The following is a 457-nucleotide window of genomic DNA, read 5'->3' on the forward strand; positions in this document are numbered from 1 at the left end:
TGCGGAACTGCCCGTTGGGGAACTGCAGCGCGAGCACCGAGAACACGACGCCCACGACGCCCTGTCCCACGATCTTCCACAGCGGCGACAGCCCGAGGGACCGTTGCCGGGAGATCTTGATGAAGTCGTCGAGGAAGCCGACGACCCCCAGCCCGGTCATGAGGAACAGCGCGAGCAGCGCCGACGCGCTCGGACGGGTCCCCGTCAGCAGCAGGCCGAGCGCCCAGCCGACGAGCGTCGCGCCGATGATGACGACGCCGCCCATCGTGGGCGTGCCACGCTTGGTGAAGTGCGCGGTCGGCCCGTCCTGCCGGATGAACTGACCGTACTGACGACGGACCAGGAACCGGATGAACAGCGGCGTGCCGAGCAGCGCGAGCAGCATCGAGATGCCGCCCGAGATCAGGACGGCCCTCATGCGTCGGCCCCCGTCAGCACGTCGCCGAGGCGCCACAGG

The 457-nt window shown here is 69.6% G+C and carries 1 pseudogene; it reads right to left on the reverse strand.

What is annotated here, in order from left to right:
* A pseudogene (locus tag G3I71_RS47330) lies at nt 1-418 on the reverse strand (phospho-N-acetylmuramoyl-pentapeptide-transferase); the annotation flags it as partial.
* Nucleotides 419-457: the final 39 nt, after the last annotated feature.

The sequence above is a fragment of the Streptomyces sp. SID12501 genome, from assembly GCF_010550245.1.
Classification (GTDB): Bacteria; Actinomycetota; Actinomycetes; order Streptomycetales; family Streptomycetaceae; genus Streptomyces.